Genomic DNA, 16,380 nt, shown 5'->3' on the forward strand with positions numbered 1-16,380 from the left:
ATAACATGAAGGCAAAAGAATTATCTCTCTGGGATAAGCTGATGTTAAGAAGGAGATTTTTGATAGAAACGGTCGTGGATCAGCTTAAAAATATTTCTCAGATAGAGCATTCAAGACACCGCAGTCAACTCGGTTTTTTATTGGAAATCGTCGCTGGCCTAATTGCTTATACATTCCAACCTAAAAAACCGAGCTTGAATTTACGGGATTGTGATATCGCTATTTTTAAACGAAGCTGAGGTTACTTACCTATGATCAATATTATTCCTCTGTCACATGGAGTTTCAAACCTAATGCTTTAACGACTTTCAGAATAGTGACAAACCCCGGATTTCCGTCACCAGATAGCGCCCGATATAAACTCTCACGAGACAGACCGGCATCTTTTGCCACCTGAGTCATACCACGCGCAATCGTACCTAATGCACCCACAATAAAGGTAGGATCATCACCCGCTTCTTCAATACAGGCATTCAAATACTCAGCCATATCCACTTCGGTTTTTAGGTATTCTGCTGAATCCCAACGGGTAAACTGTTCATTCATCATGTTGTTCTTTCCAACTGCGATCTAATTATAAAATCAGTTTAATGTCTTTATTTTATGTTTTTATTACCTCCATAAAGGCTTCAAACCTGAGTTTCCTGATAAGTTAGCCAGTAAAGTTTCTCTTTTTCTTATTTTGGATATTTTTGCAAATGAGAGATATTCTATCTTAGGATTTTTTATTAAGGCAAAACGGATGAGCTCAATTTACTCAGAAGAATACCAGCGTGTTATCCGATTATTACGCGAAACACGCCTAGAAAAAGGCATTACACAGGAAAAATTGGCACAAGCATTTGGCCGTCCTCAATCATTTATAGCCAAAGTTGAGAATGGTGAAAGAAGACTAGATGTCGTGGAATTTGTGCACATGGCCGGTTTGTTGTCATTAAATCCAGCCCAGATTCTAGACAAAATAAAGCTGAAAAAACCAAGTCTTAACAGCAACCTAAAGTGAATATCCATAGTGCATACCATAAATAAAAACACCAAAAAACGCTTTAGTTTTATTGGAGTTTTTAGTTTAGGCTTCAATCGATGTCTATAGACTCTGGGAACTTTCCACTCTTATAAATTACGAATAAAAATACATATAAATCAGCACATTGCAATAACAGGAACTCACAAGACCATGAAGATACCACGTTCTAATCAGGGGGTTAGTTTGCGCCCTACATCGGTTGCATCTTGCCTCGCATCCTGCTCCGAGGCCATCTGCCGCAACAGAATGGCCAGTTCGGCCGGGTCACCGTCGCGACGGACTTCGGCAAGCAGCTCCGCTGCATAAGTCGATCAGCGCGGAAGTGCTCGGCCATGACCTCATCATGCGATCTATCTTTCATTTGGTGCCACCCTCCTTTCAAAGTGCACGGTTTGGTAGCCAAGTTCCGTGCGATGCCATCGCGGCTAGAAAAGGATACTTTCGTCCCAACCACCGTGTTTCGCCTGTGTCACTTTAGCTTTTATCCTCGCCTCTAGCGACTTGATAAACCGAACCGAGGCCGCAACGTGATTGAAGATCAACAGGCTTTCCTCATAATTCAGGATTGGGTTGTCGTGAGCTAAGCTCTTGTTGTTCCGCACATCGTTAAAGGCTTCAAGCACCGAGATGCTGGACTTTAAGATACGCTCGGTCATCGCTGACTCAAGATGACCTCCATCACGTAACGCCTTCACATACTCGCCAAAGACGCTATGCAACGGTTTGCCACGGGTGATCGTGATGCCGTGAGGCGCACATGTTACACGGATAAACTTGTTGACGAACGTATGAAGCCGATCTAACCCGCCCTCAGGTTGATTTTTCTCGATAGCTTCGCGAACGTGCTCCGCCACCACCTCGAAATCTCGTTCATCCGCGATGGCTATCAGCGCATCTAGCTCAGCAACCGGCTGGTCACTGAGAAGCCGCTGAGCGATCTTCCGGCAATCGTCAATCAGCACTGGGTTGCTGTCACCAAAGCACTGCTTTTCGCTGGCGTAGTCGACCAAACCGCCGATAACTCGACCCACCACATAGTTCGCCTCCAACTCCCAGAAGGTGCGCATACGGTTAGCCTTCGACGTGCCGCGCGCTCGGTAGCGTTCAGCATCAATTTCCACCCGGTATTCGTCGAAAAAGTCGCCGAAGGTTCGGTCGGAAAAATTGAGGACGTACCCGCCGCTCATTCCGAGCAGCCTTTCCAGTTTCCGACGTTCACTTCTGCTAAGATCGGACATAGGTGCTCCTATCTCAGCCCAACCGTGCCGCTTCTGCCGCAACGTGGCCTGCCAAAGCTGCCACGAACGTCTTGAGGCTGGTCATTGAGGACAGCTCCGCGAAATCGCCGGTATTCACCGCACTGCGCTCCGCCGCGATGACGGCAGCGGTAGTGTAAAGCTGCTCCTGCACCAGTCGCTGACACAGCAGGTCATACCGCTTGAGATATGACGCGCCCTTGAATTCCTCGAACACAGGAAAATGTGGCGACGAGTCGCGGACGGATTTACGAGACTCCGGCGCATCCTCAACCATCATCATCCACCCTACAAATGGACGCGGTTGCTTGCCGAAAGCTTCTTCACGGAGGGCTGTCCATAAATCATGAGCCGTCCCAATTGCTTCCTCAGTTCGATTATTGAAGTTGTTTCCGAACGAGGGGCCTACTTGGCTTTTCAGTTCGATGGCTGCGATCAATTGTCCCTTGTAGATCACCAAAAGATCCCACAGTTTAGTCGGACGAAAATATCCGGGCAGAGTCAGCATCGCCCGGTTCTGGTGAATCTCAGCATGGGCTAGCCCATTGGCCTTGATGATGTCGAGCACCAAAGCCAAGAATCCGTCCATGTTCTTGCCAGCGGTGACTCCTGCACGTTCACCTTGGTCGGCCTTGCCCGACTCTATTTGTTTTTGTCTTGCTGCTTCGCGATTGCCCCAAAACGCCTTCACGGCTTCACGGGCTTTCTGTTCGTAGTCGACGAGATCGAGCGCCATTTATTCTCCATTTCCCCCAAGGGCAAATCGTTCTTCTTGACTTAGGTCGTAGAGCCTGAACACAGCCCGGTTGCAAGCTTGCAAGTCCCGTTTGATAGCAGCCTCGGCTAACTCACAGCGCAGCGGTTCTGGCACTTCAGCCCAGTGCGGAATGCGAATACGGCGCAGGTACTGCGCTTGGAAGCGTAGGAATCCCCCCCGCATTTTCGTTGAATAGGTCGCCACAAACAGACGAGTGACAGCGGATAGCAGGACAGCCTGCAAGGCCCGTAAATCCCAATCGTCTGACGTGACGTAGTAGAGGTTGTGGTGAGGATACAGTTCACCATCTTCATAGACGATATGCGCCTGTCCCTTGATATCTGGAATCAGGAGCTTTGGCCTCGCAGCCAACGACGGCGTGATGCGGTCAATTGTGCGATACCAGTTGGCCGGAGCTTTCCGCGCACAGTGACGCCCAGCGATCACCTCTCGTCGAGCCTCAAGGTAGCGCCGCAGACGGGGATACTCGTCAAGATCGACCAATCCGTCCTGCTCAGCAAAGGGGTTGATAACACCCAGACCGCGCCACTCCACTTCACCGGTCATGATGTCTTTGGTTGTTACCAGCGGCACCTTCCGGTCTGGCTCAACATTGAGCGCGTCGAAATCCCCGATAAACGCTTTGTCCGCGCCAGTCGCAACACCGATCCCAACCTTACACCCTGCCTCTTCCAGCAGGGGAAAATCCCCCTCCAGACGGCGAATAACCGCCATCTGGTCGAATGACTCCAGCAACCACGGCTCCGAACCGTTGGTCACCTGGGCAAGTTCCCGCGCCGGGCCGACTTCCTTCGGCAGCGAGGGTGCTTTGAGCAAACCTGCCAATGCGGTCAGCGTCGCCCGGTCAATAGCCGGGCGGTAAGCGATGCGCGTTGGCCCCGGCACTTCACGGCTGATGATAGTGATTGCTGGGTAGGCAATCACATCGGCGTGGAAAGCAGGTGTATCCACCATGTCGACATAGACTTTCAGGTGGAACCGCTCGGCTACAAGGCTGCGCAGCGGCCCGCCATAGCGGTTTTTCATCCAGCGATCAGCGCAGATGAAGCCTAGGCCGCCACCATCCGACAAAACCGACAGAGACCGCTCGATGAAGGGAATGTAGATATCTGCCCGGTCATACATCGTCAGGTAACGACTGCGATATTCGGCAAGCAGCGGCGCCGGAATCAATTCCTGACGGACATAGGGTGGGTTGCCAACCACAAAATCGAATTGCCCCTCCAACGGCGCTAGCAGGAAATCGCCTTGCGACAGCCAGCAACTAGCCAACGTGACCGCAGCATTCGCAGCGATCCCTTGCCGCCTGAGCAGTGCGACAACGGCAGCTTTGGCGCTCTTAAAGGTCTCGTGGTGCAGTTCCACCGCCCGGATTGCATCGGTTAGTTCGTCGAGCGCGGAACCGCTCGGCCTTGCTGCCCGCCATGCACTCAGTAGCCGCTCAATGATCGGCAACAGAAAGTCGCCACTACCAAATGACGGCTCCAAAAGCCGCTTTTCGTGAAGCGGTTGATCCTCTGTGTAACCAACCAAGTCGAGAATGAAATCCACCACCTCAGAGCGCGTGAAAATGGCCCCTCGGGCTTCAAGCCCGCCCTCCGTCGCCAAAGCCTCAGTCGCTGCCTTGACGGGACATACAGGCACTGCAACAGCTCTAGGAGTAACCTTGCTGCGCACGCTGTCTGCGGCGTCTAGTTGTTGGGTCATGCGTTTTTTCCGTTGGCCGCTTCCACGTAAATCACTCTGCACCCGGCCTGCTTGAGCGCGTCGCGCTGCTGGTCCAGGTGCTGGTCGTCCATCGAAACGCGGGCGTATCCAATGCGTTGATTCATTGACAGTACCGAAACATTGAAAAATTGACGGATATCTTAACACGGCTGGATGTGTCCAGACACGAAAGTGTTGTGGTCAATAAGAATTTGCCAGACATTGCAGGGCCGAGAATGAAAAAAGCCCGCATTTACGCGGGCTTAGAGAGGCTTTAATGCTCTTTAGTGCCGGTCTATGCCGGACGCGGGATCACTCCCACTCAATCGTCGCAGGCGGTTTACCGCTGACATCATAGACAACTCTCGATATCCCATTGACTTCATTGATGATCCGATTAGAAACCCGGCCCAAGAAATCGTATGGTAAATGCGCCCAATGTGCGGTCATAAAATCAATCGTTTCTACTGCTCGTAACGAAACAACCCAGTCATATTTACGACCATCCCCCATCACGCCCACAGAGCGAACTGGCAAGAATACGGTAAACGCTTGGCTGACTTTATTGTACAAATCAGCTTTGTGCAGCTCTTCGATGAAAATAGCATCAGCCAGACGTAGCAGATCGCAGTACTCTTTCTTCACTTCACCCAACACGCGAACACCCAAACCTGGGCCTGGGAATGGATGACGATTCAACATGTCATAAGGCAATCCCAATTCCAAACCTATCTTGCGGACTTCATCTTTGAACAGCTCTTTCAGCGGTTCTACCAGACCCAATTTCATCTCTTCCGGCAAACCACCTACGTTATGATGAGATTTGATAACGTGTGCTTTGCCTGTCGCTGATGCCGCCGATTCGATGACATCGGGATAAATAGTACCTTGTGCCAGCCATTTAACTTGAGTCTGTTTACTTGCCTCTTCATCAAAGACTTCAATAAACACACGGCCAATTGTTTTACGTTTCTCTTCTGGATCATTGATGCCAGCCAGCGCAGTCAGGAAGCGATCTTCAGCAGGAACATGAACAATATTCAGTCCAAATTTACCGGCAAACATTTCCATCACCTGATCAGCTTCATTCAAACGCAGTAAGCCGTTATCAACAAATACACAGGTCAGGCGTTTACCAATTGCGCGATGCAGTAATAAGGCGGTGACAGAAGAATCAACACCACCGGACAACCCCAAAATAACGTGATCCTCACCAACCTGTTCACGCAGGCGTACAACGGTATCTTCGATAATAGAAGCAGGTGTCCACAGCGCTTCACATTGGCATACATCCAGTACAAAACGTTCCAATATACGCTGCCCCTGATGGGTATGGGTGACTTCCGGGTGGAATTGTACGCCGTAAAAACGTTTTTCTTCATTTGCGATGATGGCAAATGGGCAAGTATCCGTGCTGGCGATAGTGATAAAGTCTTCAGGAATTGCCGTGACTTTATCACCGTGACTCATCCATACATCCAATAATGGTTTCCCTTGCTCATTTAATGAATCCTGGATTCCACGGAATAATGCACTTTCCGCTTTAATCTCAACTTGAGCATAACCAAATTCACGCTCAGTAGAATCTTCTACCTTACCACCGAATTGTACTGACATCGTTTGCATGCCATAGCAAACGCCCAGAACCGGAACGCCAGCATTAAAAACATATTCAGGAGCACGAGGACTTCCTTGTGCTGTGGTACTTTCCGGACCACCGGAAAGAATAATACCGCTTGGGTTGAATTCGCGGATTTGTTGTTCAGTGACATCCCATGCCCAAAGTTCACAATAAACCCCGATTTCACGGATACGGCGAGCAATCAATTGCGTATATTGCGAACCAAAATCAAGGATAAGAATGCGGTGCTGATGGATATTAGTTGTCATGTGCGGTGAATTCCAAAAAAACAAATAAAGATAAGTGGCCCTTATACGGGCCACAATAAATATGGATTACAAACCTAACCGGTAGTTTGGAGACTCTTTGATAATGGTGACATCGTGAACGTGGCTTTCCTGAATGCCTGCACCACTGATGCGAACAAATTCTGCTTTGGTTCTCAATTCATCAATAGTTGCGCAGCCAGTCAGCCCCATACAGGAACGCAGTCCTCCCATTTGCTGATGGACAATATTTTTCAGCAAGCCTTTATAGGCAACACGACCTTCAATACCTTCCGGCACCAGTTTGTCTGCGGCATTATCAGTTTGGAAATATCGATCAGAAGAGCCTTTGGACATCGCCCCCAATGATCCCATACCACGATAAGATTTAAATGAACGCCCTTGGTAGAGCTCAATTTCTCCTGGTGATTCTTCTGTCCCTGCCAACATAGAACCCACCATAACACACGACGCTCCCGCGGCGATGGCTTTAGCAATATCGCCAGAGAAACGAATACCACCATCAGCAATAACTGGAATACCGGTGCCTTCCAACGCTTCAACAGCATCAGAGATAGCGGTAATTTGTGGCACTCCTACACCGGTAACAATACGGGTAGTACAGATAGAACCGGGACCAATACCGACTTTAACCGCATTGACGCCTGCCGCTACCAGCGCTTTTGCACCTTCGCCAGTCGCCACGTTACCACCAATAATTTGTAGATTTGGGTACTTAGTACGAGTTTCACGGATACGTTGCAGTACCCCTTCTGAATGACCATGCGAGGAATCAATAAGCAGAACATCCACACCAGCAGCAACCAATGCATCAATACGCGCTTCATTGCCAGCACCAGCACCAACCGCGGCACCAACACGTAAACGACCACGTTCATCCTTACAGGCGTTCGGTTTACGTTCTGCTTTCTGAAAATCTTTAACCGTGATCATGCCGAGCAGATGAAAGTTTTCATCAACTACCAGCGCTTTCTCAACACGTTTTTCATGCATTTTCTGCAACACAACTTCACGGGCTTCACCTTCTTTTACTGTCACCAGACGCTCTTTAGGCGTCATTACCGCAGTAACAGGCTGATCCAAATCGGTAACGAAACGGACATCACGGCCAGTAATAATACCAACCAACTCATTTCCTCCAGTGACAACCGGATAACCCGCAAAACCATTACGTTCTGTCAATTCTTTAACTTCACGCAGCGTTGTTTCAGGTGCCACAGTGACTGGATCTGTCACAACACCACTCTCATGTTTTTTGACTCGGCTAACTTCTTCTGCCTGACGCTCAATAGACATATTTTTATGGATGAAACCCATTCCACCTTCCTGAGCCAACGCGATAGCCAAACCGGATTCAGTGACGGTATCCATAGCGGCAGACAACATTGGAACTTTTAGACGAATAGTGGAAGTCAGTTGAGTAGACAGGTCAGCAGTGTTAGGTAGAACAGTAGAGTGAGCAGGAACTAACAGAACATCATCAAAGGTTAAAGCTTCTTTTTTAATTCGTAACATAAGCAATATCTCACCAAGCTGCTGAAAATTTAAGGGATAAAATATTGCCGCGGCATTATACAGAACGTAATCGGTTGCCTCCAGCATTTTATCAAAAAATTTCTTGCTTACTTCATGATGCAGGTTAGTATCAGCACATTAAGTTATTGTTTTGAAATTTGATCTTACTCACATGTCACTATCTTTTAACACTGGAATTTTTTCTGTCAGTCGTCTCAATCAGACGGTTCGGCAACTGCTCGAAATGGAAATGGGTAGAATTTGGCTAAGCGCTGAAATATCCAATCTCTCTCAACCTTCCTCCGGGCACTGGTACTTCACGCTAAAAGATGAGCGTGCCCAAGTGCGAGCAGCAATGTTTCGCAATAGCAATCAACGAGTAACATTCAGGCCACAAAATGGTCAACAGGTTTTGGTTCGGGCAACAATCACGCTTTATGAACCAAGAGGGGACTATCAGCTTATTGTTGAAAGTATGCAACCCGCCGGTGATGGCCTGTTACAGCAACAGTTTGAATTATTGAAACAAAAACTCAGTACAGAAGGGTTATTTGACCAAAGCCATAAGAAACCGTTGCCATCCCCTGCCCAACAGCTTGGTGTCATTACTTCAACTAGTGGCGCAGCCCTGCATGATGTTTTGAATATTTTAAAACGCCGTGATCCATCATTGCCCATCATCATTTATCCGACCGCGGTGCAAGGAACAGAAGCACCGTTGCAGATTATCCGGGCTATTGAATTAGCCAATGAACGGCAGGAGTGCGATGTATTGATTGTCGGACGCGGAGGCGGCTCTTTAGAAGACTTATGGAGTTTCAACGACGAACGCGTCGCCAGAGCCATTTTTCACAGTGATATTCCGATAGTCAGTGCGGTTGGTCATGAAACGGATGTCACCATTGCTGATTTTGTAGCAGACTTACGCGCCCCGACGCCATCAGCAGCGGCTGAATTAGTTAGCCGTAATCAGCTCGAATTATTACGCCACATCCAGTCGCAACAACAACGGTTGGAAATGGCAATGGATTACTTCTTTGCCAAGAAACAGCGTATTTTCAGTCTGTTATCTCATCGTTTACAGCAACAACATCCTCATTTACGTCTGGCTCGTCAGCAAAATTTGTTGATTAGCTTACGCCAGCGACTCACTGACAGCTTACAACGGAACTTAAAGCAAAACAGCCTGGCTTATGAGAAATTACAGCAACGGCTCTGGAGCGCTGAACTTAGCCCGCAGATCCATCAGTATAACCAACAGATTCAACAACAAGATTTTCGGTTAAGACAAGCGATTGAAAGGCAAATCAGTCGTTCCAGAGAAAAATTTGCGGTTTCCTGTTCGCGGATGGAAGCCGTTAGCCCGCTGGCAACACTGGCCCGTGGTTACAGCATCAGCCAAACATCGGATGGAAAATTACTGAAACAAACCAAACAGGTACATGTTGGTGATGTCCTGAATACCCGTTTACAAGATGGCTGGATTGAAAGTGAGGTGTTGAAAATCAAGAAAGAACGGAAAAAACGATCTGCAAATCTGAAATAGTGGCATTCCTTTGCCACTTATTTTCCTATAATCAGAAACGGATTTCTGCACCGGCAATATAAGTCCGCCCTCTGGCGGTTTGCATAGCCGAAGTTTGCTCAGTCATTAATGGAGAAGAGTTTGCACGATTAAGTGCTTCAGAATAATTTTTGTTTGCCAAGTTCTGTATTGAAAATTTCAACAACACATTGTGATTTATCTGATAATCGCTATAAAGATCGACTATCGTTGGTATTTTAGGTTCTTTTTGCTGTACAACCCTTCCATCGTCATCAAAATTATATTGATCTGGGTCCAGTCTATGAGAATCACCGGTATATTTAACAATCGTACCAACACGGAGTTTCTCATTAAATAAACGAACACCGGTATCCAACGTCATAAATCTATCAGGTAGTTGTGAAAACGGCTCTTCGCCAAAATACGCTGTAGCAGCAGAGGTTGGCTGGCGAGTTTTTTGCCAACTATAAGCCAATTTGCTATAAAATATACCCGCGTCATAATCAGCAGCAATTTCATATCCGTGTATTTTTACCGGAGTCAAGCTATTATGATAGATATACATTTTGATGTTAGGATCGACTTCATTGTAATCTGTCGAACTATCGGCTTTACATTTTTTCCTATTGCCACATATAAGCCAGATATCACTGAGAATATAATTTTTTATTTTAGTATGATACCAAGCAGCTTTCAGACGGAAAGTATCTCCCTTTACAATTAAGTCTGGGCGGAAACTGTTAAAACCAATTTGATAAGTGTCTGATGACTCTCCTTTCAGAAATGGGTTCATGGACCCACCACCTTCATTGCTATAGAAAGTCTCCTGAATATTTGGTGCTCTCATTGAACGGGCATAACTGACGAATGGTTGGAACTCAGGAATAATTTCTGCTGATAGTAAAATACCTGGATTAAACCCATGTTCTTTCAAATCCAATTCGGTTGCTCCCTGGGGAAAACAAGGAATTCGCAGATCACAAGCCGGTTTATAACCTTTAACACTGTAGTCCATATAATTAAACGTAATATCTGCCTGATAAATTCCACGACTTATTTTCAATCCACCATAAATACTGGCAATATCCTGTTTACCACTTGGCGCGAAAACATTATTTTCTTTTACTTCACTATCTTTCTTGTCATATTCTTTTTTTTCTTTTTCATCTTTACCTTGACCAGAATAAACACTACTTGTTGTCCTGCTATATTCGGTTTCCATCAGCTTACTGCCAAATGTTAACTCAAAATTTGTATCACCATAGTCGAAGCGACTAATATTACTGATATCTATTGCATCTGATTTATTTTTTGCATTACTATTGAGCAACTTAAAAAGTGAATCACCTTCATAGCGTTGACTACTCTCACTGGTGCTGACCAGTAATTTTATATCAACCCATTCACTAAATGGAGTGTAATTGTATTTTAAATAAATATCCCGACTATCAATATGACGGCGGGTAAATTTATTATGATAGTTACGGCCACTTAGCTCCATATCATGAAATTCATTTGGTTCAATTTTTATTTTCATTAATTGAGAATTAGGTTTTTGCTTAAACGATTTATCTGTAACAAACTCATCGCTTAATACTCCGTCGCCATTCTTATAATGTGCATCAATTGAATGCCCGCTGACAGCCAACATAGCACCTATTGAACCTTCAGAACTGAAAGCGGGTGTTTTACCCGCAACCGCTATCATGCCATTATAGCCAATACCATTATTTCCATAAGCTGTTTTTGTACGTACCCCCAATGAATTCCCTGCAAATATTACATCATCTACACCAATTGTGCGAAAATTAGCGCTACCCACTAATGCATTAACACTCGCTGAGCCATCAGATTGACCACGGTTGACATCAACTCCTACAATAAAATTAGGATCAATGATTGTACCGAATTGGTTATAAGTAGTACCGTGAGCTGGACTCGTCGGAGATGTACCATAAAAACTCTGGCTAACACCATCAACCATCATATTCACCCGACCAAATCCACTTAATCCACGAATATTCACACTCACCGTTCCTTGACCCGGGTCTATTTGCGTATAGGTCCCTGGCATACTACGCAATATACTATCCATCGATTGAAGTTTAGTATCTTCACCTTTAGAACTATAAGAACCGGGCCTTTCCATTGCCCTCACTTCCGCATTATCCTGCGAACCAGAAACCTTAAGGCTACTGAACTTCATTACCTTATCTGATTTCCTCTCTTGCTTTTCCTCACCATAAGCAAGCCCTTGAAGCCCAATTAAAACTACTCCGGCCCCTGCTACCTTTGTCATTATTTTCATTTCAATTATCCCAAATGCATACAAATCAATATTTGCTCACATACCAGTCTTTAGAAAACAAAAATGTTTAGCACTGATAAATTATTATCAGTGCTTCAAATAACAAATTTATATTATTTATAATTTATTTCAGTTATCTTTTAATTGTGGAAAATATTTATTAGCATTATCCAGCATCAAAATAAAACTGTAATCCAGCGCAGTATCTTTTAATCGATTAAATCGGCCCGATTTACCACCATGCCCGGCACTCATATTGGTTTCTAATAACAAAATAGAGTTACCTTCCTTCATATCCCGTAATTTTGCTACCCACTTAGTGGGTTCCCAATATTGCACTTGGGAATCATAAAATCCACTCGTAACCAATAAATTTGGATAACGTTGGTGTTTTATATTGTCATACGGACTATATGATTTAATTCGGAAATAATCCTCTCTATTTTCAGGATTACCCCACTCCTCATATTCTCCTACTGTCAGAGGAATAGAAGGATCAAGCATGGTTGTCACGGCATCAACAAATGGAACTTGAGCAACCACGCCGCGATATAATTCCGGTGCCTGATTAATCACCGCGCCCATCAGCAAACCACCAGCACTCCCTCCCATCGCATAAACACGTTTGCTGTCACCATATTTCTGGGCAATCAGTGCCTTAGTCACATCGATAAAGTCATTAAAACTATTCATTTTATTTTCGACTTTACCTTGTAGATACCACTTTTTACCCAATTCACCGCCACCACGCACATGTACTAATGCGTAAACAAAGCCCCGATCTAATAAACTCAATCGCGGTGAACTAAATGAAGGGTCCATGCTCATACCATAAGCCCCATATCCATAAATCAGTATCGGGTTATGGCCTTTTTCAAACAGTGACTTGCGATATACCAGAGATACCGGAACTTCAACACCATCACGGGCCTTCACCCAAATACGCTGGCTCTCATAATGATGTTTATCGAAACCTTTTACTTCCTGCTGCTTAAGTAATTCCCGCTCACCTGTTTTCATATTCCATTGGAATGTTGAGCTTGGTGTCGTCATGGATGAATAACCATAACGGACAAAATCAGTATCGGGTTCAGGGTTGTAATCAATCCATGCCATATAACTTGGATCATCAAACTTAATCTGTTTTTCTTGTTGTGTCTGCCAATTAATCTGACGAATTGTCGGTAATCCTTTTGTTCGCTCCTGTACGACCAACCAGTCATTAAACAGATCGAAATCTTCAAGATCACTATTCTGCTGCGGAGCAATAACTATTTTCCACGGTGTATTGATTGCTTCCGTTTGATAAAGCCCATAAGTTTCATTTTCATGATTTGAACGGATGTAGAAATGATCGCGGAAATGGTCAATATAATACTCCCGGCCTTCCTGACGAGGAGAAAATAGTTGAAGTTCCGCTTGTGGTTTGTTCGCATCAATCAGTAAATATTCAGAAGTCGACGTACTGGTTATCGACAACATAATATAGTCACGGGAAGTACTTTTAGATATTCCTAAATAAAAACGCTCATCTTCTTCCTGATATATTTTCTGATCTTCGGTAGTATTGGTCCCATGTTGGTGACGAAAGACTTGATATGGCAATAAAGTCTGTGCATGCCTGCGCACATAAAACAATGTATTGTTGTCATTCGCCCAGACAATGTTACCAGAAGTGTTTTTTATTATATCGTTATTCCACTGTTCGTCAGCGATATCTTTAAAAGAGATCTGATAATTACGGCGGCCCTGTGTATCTTCCGCAATCGCAATACGTTTATTATCTGGAGTAATCGCAAAATTACTCAATTGATAATATTCATGACCTTTAGCTCTCTCATTACCATCGACCAGTACCTGCCAATCTAATGAACCATCAACCGGTTTACGCTGGTAAATCGGGAAATCTTTGCCAGTTTCATAGATTGTCCGATAAATATACCCATTATAAGTATAAGGTACCGATTGATCATCCTGCTTCATCCTGCCAACCATTTCTTCGTATAACGTATCCCGTAGCTGTTCACCGGGTTTTAGCATCTGTTCGGTGTATTTATTTTCGGCTGTCAGATAATCAATGACTTTTTGATCCTTCCGATTATCATCCCGCATCCAGTAATAATCATCTATACGAGTATCACCGTGGATAGTTATATGGTGTGGTTGCTTCATAGCCTTTGGTGGCATAATTTCTTCCTCTGCGGCGGCAGAATTCAACCAGCCGCTCAATAAAAACATCAATAACAGCCCTTTAGTTTTCAGGGCAAACCGTGCTTGCTGCCTTAACATATTTGCTGTCCTTAAGTCGTTCAAAAATATTAATTAGTTAAACTAAAATCAATCGGAATTTCTATCGTAATTTCATTACCGCTTAAAACGGTAATGGGGGGAGCTGGCAACGGCTGCGCCCTTGCCAGAATTCGCTGCGCTTCCCTGTCTAAAGAATGGGTTCCAGAACGACGAACTAAGTCACTGTTAGTAACATAGCCCTGTTTATCAATAGTGAATCTGATTGTAGGCCGACCAGTACGGTTTCTTCTCTGTGCATCCTCTGGATAACGTTTATACCGATTTAAATGCCCGACAACTTCCGCTCGCCATAGAGCATCCGCATCAGCAACCGCCTTTGAATCACTGTCATAAGCAGCGGCAACCCGCGAAGTCAAATTAGCAGAGGTAGCCGTACTGCTCGACATAGCAGCACTACTTTGAGACTTTTCACTCTCTTGTTCTTCTACCTGCTGGCGCTTCACCGGTGGTGTTTTTTTAATCTCTTCGTGGTGCTTTTTCTGCTTTTTAGGTTTATGCACCAGAATCTGTGCCTGTTCATCTTTAATAAGCTCAGGCACCTTGATCTCATTAACCTCACTCTCCTGCTGTCGGCTGGCAACAGAAAGTTGCTGTTCAAGACCAATAGGTTGTTTTTGTACCTGATGTGTCGCTTCTGTCAACAATGAAAGTTCCATCATCACCGACGGCGGCGACATCAGTTCATCAACGACAATTTTTTCTGGCTGGTAGATAATCCAGCCAACCAAAATGAGGTGAGCAGCAATAGCAGAAACGAGCCCTTTTTTGAAATGACCCGCTTGAAAGGCCGGGTGTGTCAGCGTCAACATGGATGATAGCGCATAGTTTTAATTATCATTTAGTAATGATAATTAATTTCATATGCTAATGAAAATTATTTTTATATGTATCGTTAACTTGAGCACATCCCTGTGCCAAGACCTTTTATATACAGGGAAAAGACCACCCTACCCTATGGATTTCAAGATGTATCGCGACAGCAAAGGAGTGACTCCCCGGGAGCATGGATAACTATGTGACCGGGGTGAGCGAGTGCAGCCAACAAAGAGACAACTTGAAAGATAACGGGTATATTTGTTTAAAATATCTATGGTTTTTTTACTGGTGTATACCAGACATAATCAGCATATTGGTCATCCAGTACATTGCTTTTCTCAGCCATGATCAACACAACAAGGTCCTCTTGGGGCGATAACTCTTGAACATGCAGAGGAACACCCATTACTTTAGTTGCATGATATCCACCCGCAATCAGTGTGGCGGGAACCGGCGCTTTAAGTAACTGTTCCGCCATTCTGCGATCCCGCATCTGCTGAATAGTTGTCATGGCAGATAATTGTTGTTCCGTTATTTCACCACCGTGAACATCTTCAATCACCTCTTTAATCTGCGCTTTGACATTTTCAGCAACAGAAATATTCCCCTGGAGGACCGGAGGATTACTGTAAGCCGCTTTAATTTCACTGCGATCCAAGTTTGCAGACAGCAACGGATAAGGCTGAGATATAAGCTCCGTTACCAATCCTCCATACAACTCCCACGGCCACCCATTTTGCCATGCAAGAAGCTCTTTTATGCGGCTTTCACGTACGATAGGCTTAGTTTGCAGCCAACTCTTAACTTTATTCACTTTTTGCTGCTGATCAGGGTTAATCATCTCTAACAGGACCGATCCCTGTTTTCTTTTGAGCGGAAGTTGCTGAACCAACCAAAGCTCTATCTGATGATGATATGGATTATCATGTTTTTCACCCACCACTACCCGCTGATGTGATGCTAGCCGATTGATCAATTCATCAGGCGTCAAGGCGTGACCTGTTTTAAGATCAATAATAGCCCCTTGTTGAGTCAGTTCCGGTGAAAGCGTTTGGAGAGTTGATTTTTGTTTTACAGATACACAGCCAGATAAGATCAGTAAGCCACAGATAATCAGAAAAAATTTTACAGTCGTGAGAAATTTCGTCATGTCCATTATCCATATTATTAATGTCTTGCGCATCATATAGATAATAAAAGTCGTTTACA

General features: G+C 45.1%; 14 protein-coding genes. 3 read left to right on the top strand and 11 right to left on the bottom strand.

Going from position 1 to position 16,380, the window contains the following annotated elements:
- Positions 1–239 (top strand): transposase (locus tag EAE91_RS09200; protein WP_214088231.1); only part of this gene is annotated, 239 nt, incomplete at its 5' end.
- A 22-nt stretch (positions 240–261) separates the two neighbouring features.
- Here the strand turns inward: EAE91_RS09200 and EAE91_RS09205 are convergent.
- Positions 262–546: an addiction module antidote protein gene (locus tag EAE91_RS09205; RefSeq protein WP_280520276.1), complete on the bottom strand. Its 285-nt coding sequence runs from the start codon at positions 544–546 to the stop codon at positions 262–264.
- Positions 547–742: 196 nt separating this feature from the next.
- On the opposite strand from EAE91_RS09205, the gene EAE91_RS09210 reads away from it, so the two are divergent.
- A complete protein-coding gene (locus EAE91_RS09210) occupies positions 743–1,003 on the top strand; it encodes a helix-turn-helix domain-containing protein (RefSeq protein ID WP_011146929.1) in 261 nt (86 codons plus the stop codon).
- 449 nt (positions 1,004–1,452) lie between these two features.
- On the opposite strand, the gene EAE91_RS09215 is transcribed toward EAE91_RS09210, so the two are convergent.
- The 6 genes from EAE91_RS09215 to guaB all read right to left on the bottom strand — a co-directional run bounded on the left by EAE91_RS09215 (position 1,453) and on the right by guaB (position 8,191).
- Positions 1,453–2,265: an abortive infection family protein gene (locus EAE91_RS09215; RefSeq protein ID WP_214088233.1), complete on the bottom strand. Its 813-nt coding sequence runs from the start codon at positions 2,263–2,265 to the stop codon at positions 1,453–1,455.
- A 13-nt stretch (positions 2,266–2,278) separates the two neighbouring features.
- Positions 2,279–3,019: a PaeR7I family type II restriction endonuclease gene (locus tag EAE91_RS09220; protein WP_214088234.1), complete on the bottom strand. Its 741-nt coding sequence runs from the start codon at positions 3,017–3,019 to the stop codon at positions 2,279–2,281.
- Positions 3,020–4,768 (bottom strand): Eco57I restriction-modification methylase domain-containing protein, encoded by a 1,749-nt coding sequence (locus tag EAE91_RS09225; RefSeq protein ID WP_244868753.1) that lies wholly within the window; start codon positions 4,766–4,768, stop codon positions 3,020–3,022.
- Positions 4,765–4,893: a recombinase family protein gene (locus tag EAE91_RS09230; protein ID WP_214088235.1), complete on the bottom strand. Its 129-nt coding sequence runs from the start codon at positions 4,891–4,893 to the stop codon at positions 4,765–4,767. Before EAE91_RS09230 ends, EAE91_RS09225 begins: the two co-directional genes overlap by 4 nt.
- Positions 4,894–5,080: 187 nt before the next feature.
- Positions 5,081–6,658: a glutamine-hydrolyzing GMP synthase gene (gene guaA / locus EAE91_RS09235; protein WP_214088236.1), complete on the bottom strand. Its 1,578-nt coding sequence runs from the start codon at positions 6,656–6,658 to the stop codon at positions 5,081–5,083.
- 66 nt (positions 6,659–6,724) lie between these two features.
- A complete protein-coding gene (gene guaB / locus EAE91_RS09240; protein ID WP_214088237.1) occupies positions 6,725–8,191 on the bottom strand; it encodes an IMP dehydrogenase in 1,467 nt (488 codons plus the stop codon).
- 172 nt (positions 8,192–8,363) lie between these two features.
- On the opposite strand from guaB, the gene xseA reads away from it, so the two are divergent.
- A complete protein-coding gene (xseA, locus tag EAE91_RS09245; RefSeq protein ID WP_214088238.1) occupies positions 8,364–9,737 on the top strand; it encodes an exodeoxyribonuclease VII large subunit in 1,374 nt (457 codons plus the stop codon).
- Positions 9,738–9,768: 31 nt separating this feature from the next.
- Here xseA and EAE91_RS09250 read toward each other — a convergent pair whose 3' ends face one another.
- The 4 genes from EAE91_RS09250 to EAE91_RS09265 form a co-directional block, all read right to left on the bottom strand.
- Positions 9,769–12,045, bottom strand: a complete 2,277-nt coding sequence (locus tag EAE91_RS09250; RefSeq protein ID WP_214088239.1) for a TonB-dependent receptor — start codon at positions 12,043–12,045, stop codon at positions 9,769–9,771.
- A 129-nt stretch (positions 12,046–12,174) separates the two neighbouring features.
- On the bottom strand, positions 12,175–14,232 hold the full coding sequence (locus EAE91_RS09255; protein ID WP_214088323.1) for a S9 family peptidase: 2,058 nt from the start codon (positions 14,230–14,232) through the stop codon (positions 12,175–12,177).
- Positions 14,233–14,363: 131 nt separating this feature from the next.
- Positions 14,364–15,164: an energy transducer TonB gene (locus EAE91_RS09260; protein WP_214088240.1), complete on the bottom strand. Its 801-nt coding sequence runs from the start codon at positions 15,162–15,164 to the stop codon at positions 14,364–14,366.
- A 278-nt stretch (positions 15,165–15,442) separates the two neighbouring features.
- The gene (locus tag EAE91_RS09265; RefSeq protein ID WP_244868754.1) at positions 15,443–16,321 is read right to left on the bottom strand and encodes a ChaN family lipoprotein; all 879 of its coding nucleotides are present in this window, start codon (positions 16,319–16,321) and stop codon (positions 15,443–15,445) included.
- Between the last annotated feature and the right edge of the window lie 59 nt (positions 16,322–16,380).

Origin of the sequence: Photorhabdus noenieputensis, assembly GCF_018448935.1 — a bacterium.
GTDB classification, from domain to species: domain Bacteria; phylum Pseudomonadota; class Gammaproteobacteria; order Enterobacterales; family Enterobacteriaceae; genus Photorhabdus; species Photorhabdus noenieputensis.

What these genes read in the sequence shown, in the direction of transcription:
- EAE91_RS09260 (WP_214088240.1), bottom strand. Translation starts at nt 15,164, where the DNA reads ATGTTGACGCTGACACACCCGGCCTTTCAAGCGGGTCATTTCAAAAAA.
- guaB (WP_214088237.1), bottom strand. Translation starts at nt 8,191, where the DNA reads ATGTTACGAATTAAAAAAGAAGCTTTAACCTTTGATGATGTTCTGTTA.
- EAE91_RS09225 (WP_244868753.1), bottom strand. Translation starts at nt 4,768, where the DNA reads ATGACCCAACAACTAGACGCCGCAGACAGCGTGCGCAGCAAGGTTACT.
- EAE91_RS09250 (WP_214088239.1), bottom strand. Translation starts at nt 12,045, where the DNA reads ATGAAAATAATGACAAAGGTAGCAGGGGCCGGAGTAGTTTTAATTGGG.
- EAE91_RS09215 (WP_214088233.1), bottom strand. Translation starts at nt 2,265, where the DNA reads ATGTCCGATCTTAGCAGAAGTGAACGTCGGAAACTGGAAAGGCTGCTC.
- EAE91_RS09220 (WP_214088234.1), bottom strand. Translation starts at nt 3,019, where the DNA reads ATGGCGCTCGATCTCGTCGACTACGAACAGAAAGCCCGTGAAGCCGTG.
- EAE91_RS09205 (WP_280520276.1), bottom strand. Translation starts at nt 546, where the DNA reads ATGAATGAACAGTTTACCCGTTGGGATTCAGCAGAATACCTAAAAACC.
- EAE91_RS09210 (WP_011146929.1), top strand. Translation starts at nt 743, where the DNA reads ATGAGCTCAATTTACTCAGAAGAATACCAGCGTGTTATCCGATTATTA.
- guaA (WP_214088236.1), bottom strand. Translation starts at nt 6,658, where the DNA reads ATGACAACTAATATCCATCAGCACCGCATTCTTATCCTTGATTTTGGT.
- EAE91_RS09265 (WP_244868754.1), bottom strand. Translation starts at nt 16,321, where the DNA reads ATGACGAAATTTCTCACGACTGTAAAATTTTTTCTGATTATCTGTGGC.
- EAE91_RS09255 (WP_214088323.1), bottom strand. Translation starts at nt 14,232, where the DNA reads ATGCCACCAAAGGCTATGAAGCAACCACACCATATAACTATCCACGGT.
- xseA (WP_214088238.1), top strand. Translation starts at nt 8,364, where the DNA reads ATGTCACTATCTTTTAACACTGGAATTTTTTCTGTCAGTCGTCTCAAT.
- EAE91_RS09230 (WP_214088235.1), bottom strand. Translation starts at nt 4,893, where the DNA reads ATGAATCAACGCATTGGATACGCCCGCGTTTCGATGGACGACCAGCAC.